Genomic DNA, 2873 nt, shown 5'->3' on the forward strand with positions numbered 1-2873 from the left:
TCCGGTAATTGATTGGAATGCTGTCCGGCTTCAGATCGGAACGCTGTCCGGATATTAATCGGAACCCCGTCCGGTTAATTCCTGGAATCCGCACGCTAATTCCCGGACAGCGATTCGGGTAAATCCCGGACAGTCTTTCGGCGATTAAAACATCGACTTTCGCACGCGCCGTTTTGCCATTCTGGACCCCGATTTGAGAGGGGTGCGGGGTACTCATCCGAGGTGGGCCGCCTTGTCAGAGTTGTCGGATTTCGCACTGACTGTCCTTATTGACGTCAATAAGGACAGTGCGGAATGGAACGGCTTGAGATTATCGATAGCGGCCGGCGGCGACGCTTCAGCAAAGAGATGAAGCTGCAGATTGTCGCCGAGAGCTATTCGGAACCCGGCTTGTGTGCGACGACGGCGCGGCGACATGGGATATCGCGTTCGCAGTTATATGAGTGGCACCGGCTCGCACGAGCGTGGCAACTGGATGTTGCGTCGGCCGTGGGCGGCTTTGTCCCGGCGCTGCTTGTCCCAGAGGTAGAGCCAGCAGCAGAGTCATTGCCAAACGCCGGCCGAATGGAGGTTGTCAGCGTGAACGGTCGCCGTGTGATCGTGGACCGCGATGTCGACGTTGAAGCGCTGCTTCGGATCATGCGTGGCCTGGAGACATTGCGGTGAATCCGTTTCCGATGGGAACAGGGGTCAATGCACCGCTTACTTCCGGCGGGGCTCTCCGGAATGATTGGTGTATGAACAGCGGTTGCGCGACGAACGCCCCACCTTCCTTTGCTGTCTCAGATGTTGACAACCGGGCTTTGTAGCGCAGTCGGTTAGAATTTCTGCTTTTTGCGCTTTGGCATGAAGTAGTTGCGGATCTTGGCAAGTGCTCAAGCGACCGCGGCGACGACGCGCCCGCATGAAGGCCGGTTTCGACCGCGGGCGGGATACCGATCGCTGCCACATAAGTCAATAACTGGTGGCCACATAGCCGCCTTGTCGGACTGCCTCTGCAAGTAGTCTCTCGAGGGCATGCGCCGTCGTTCCATCAAGCTGTCCGTTCTCCGCTTCAAACAGATTTTCCAATCCGTCTGCGTCAAAAATTCCGGCCAGTGCGCTCACCCGATAGAAGGCCATGGATCCCGCAGGATACTCGCGTAGCGCCTGGAAGTCACCCCTCAAACCTAGCGTTTGCGCCACGGAGCGAATAGAATCACTATTCTGCTCCTTTTCCGTGAAGTGCCTAATCATGCAATAGTTTTCTGGATACATAATACCCGTATGAGCATGGTGCTGAAAATAGTTAATCACCCCCTCTAGCAACGGCTCGCCCCCGATCGTGCGATCAATTAGATATCGACGCCAATTGTTTCCCCACGAAATATGCGGGCTTCGTTTGGTATGAAGATGCAAAACCAAATCTGACTTCCGCCATATGGGTCTGGCATCGATAAGAAATGGAGCAATGTCGCGACCTCTGTTCGCAGCGACTAAAACATGGAAATCTTCATGACCTTTGAGGTCACCCAGAAGTCTCCGCGCTGTTACCGCGTCGGCATCACTGCAAACGGTTACGACAAAAGAAAAGGGCATGGTCAGGGGCCGAAGCCGATCGACAACCTCATGCAATAACTCAATATAAAAACAGTGAAGGTGAATACACAGGCTCAGTCGCGCCTCTGTTGTCTTCAGGTGCGAAGCGACTTCACCCTTTTGTCGAAAATGCTCAAGGGAAGGGACCTGCTGGTCCAGTCGGTCTTCCACGTTCGACGGAAAACCTTCGCCATCTCGTAACTTATCCACGCAATGGCGGAAGGGATTTTGTCCGCGTGAGAGGCCGTTTTTCTTACGATAACGATAGCCATCGAAGTCTCGCCGCGGCTGCCGGTCTTCCGAAAACCCGCGATGCATGTAGTGCATGAATGCCTCGTCAGAGGTTGAGGCCGCTTCCTGATATTCCTTTAGGTAGAAATCCGCATCGAAAAAACTTCGATATTTCTGCCAATTCTTGAACAGACGCCGCCGCTCACGCGATGTAAAGGTTTTCGCCGCATCCGACCCTCCGGCGTATGCCGCAGGCACAATCTTGTCATCGACTTTCCATGCGTAAGATCCGTAGAGCCGAAGGCAGACTTCCGCGAGATCGAGTCGCAGCCCGTTGAGATGAGAATGGGTCTCGGAAAAACCCTCGGCGTCGAAATACCGCGAGGGTGAGCGCAGCTCACTCCAGCCATGCTCCAAGTAATGTGAGACAGGCTCCAGTCCGGCCTCTCTCACATCTTGGCTTGCCTCGTAGTAATAGCGATTATCAAAAAACGGCGAAGTACAATTACTCCAATTGTGCCGATATCTCAAGTAACACCAGATACTGCAGCCTTGGAAAGGTTGGCTGCGAGCAACAAAAAAACCTCCTGAGAAGTATATCGTTCCTGATAGTCTGGCAAAATGGCGCGCCATTTTAAAGATTCGATATATTAACAATAGAAACCCATTCGAAGATCGAGATTGTTGAACGGCCAAATTATCCCTGAGCTTTGGTAATCCTCCCGTTTTTAACAGGGGAGCTACATTAGAATTCACGCAACCATTCTCAGTTTCTGTACGGGTGTGATGTCGCCGATACCCATATTGCGCCGTTGGTTGTTATAGGTCCATAACCACATTGCGGGGCGAATTCCTGTGCCTCCTCGATGTTTTCGATAATGTATTGGCCGAGCCATTCATGGCGAACGTTGCGGTTGTAGACTCTCGACATAGGCATTCTGTTGCGGTTTGCCGGGCTGGAGATAGCTCAGAGGCTGCCTCAAAAAGAGGTGGGTGATTTCAACAGGTTATGATTCCTTCGGATTTGCGAGATTCGATGGAGAACACAATGGCCTGGACCAAAA

The 2873-nt window shown here is 52.8% G+C and carries 2 protein-coding genes and 1 pseudogene; 1 reads left to right on the top strand and 2 read right to left on the bottom strand.

Going from position 1 to position 2873, the window contains the following annotated elements; all coding sequences use genetic code 11:
- Window positions 1–294: 294 nt before the first annotated feature.
- Window positions 295–666 carry an IS66-like element accessory protein TnpA gene (gene tnpA, locus ABIE33_RS36095; RefSeq protein ID WP_429133929.1) on the top strand — a complete coding sequence of 124 codons (372 nt, stop codon included), beginning with the start codon at window positions 295–297 and terminating at the stop codon, window positions 664–666.
- 288 nt (window positions 667–954) lie between these two features.
- Here tnpA and ABIE33_RS36100 read toward each other — a convergent pair whose 3' ends face one another.
- Window positions 955–2442 (bottom strand): rhamnan synthesis F family protein, encoded by a 1488-nt coding sequence (locus ABIE33_RS36100; RefSeq protein WP_429133930.1) that lies wholly within the window; start codon window positions 2440–2442, stop codon window positions 955–957.
- Between the two features lie 119 nt (window positions 2443–2561).
- Window positions 2562–2780, bottom strand: a pseudogene (locus tag ABIE33_RS36105) (integrase core domain-containing protein); the annotation flags it as partial.
- Window positions 2781–2873 lie beyond the last annotated feature (93 nt).

It is taken from the genome of Ensifer sp. 4252 (assembly GCF_050434565.1).
Taxonomy (GTDB): Bacteria; Pseudomonadota; Alphaproteobacteria; order Rhizobiales; family Rhizobiaceae; genus Ensifer.

What these genes read in the sequence shown, in the direction of transcription:
- tnpA (WP_429133929.1), top strand. Translation starts at nt 295, where the DNA reads ATGGAACGGCTTGAGATTATCGATAGCGGCCGGCGGCGACGCTTCAGC.
- ABIE33_RS36100 (WP_429133930.1), bottom strand. Translation starts at nt 2,442, where the DNA reads ATGGCGCGCCATTTTGCCAGACTATCAGGAACGATATACTTCTCAGGA.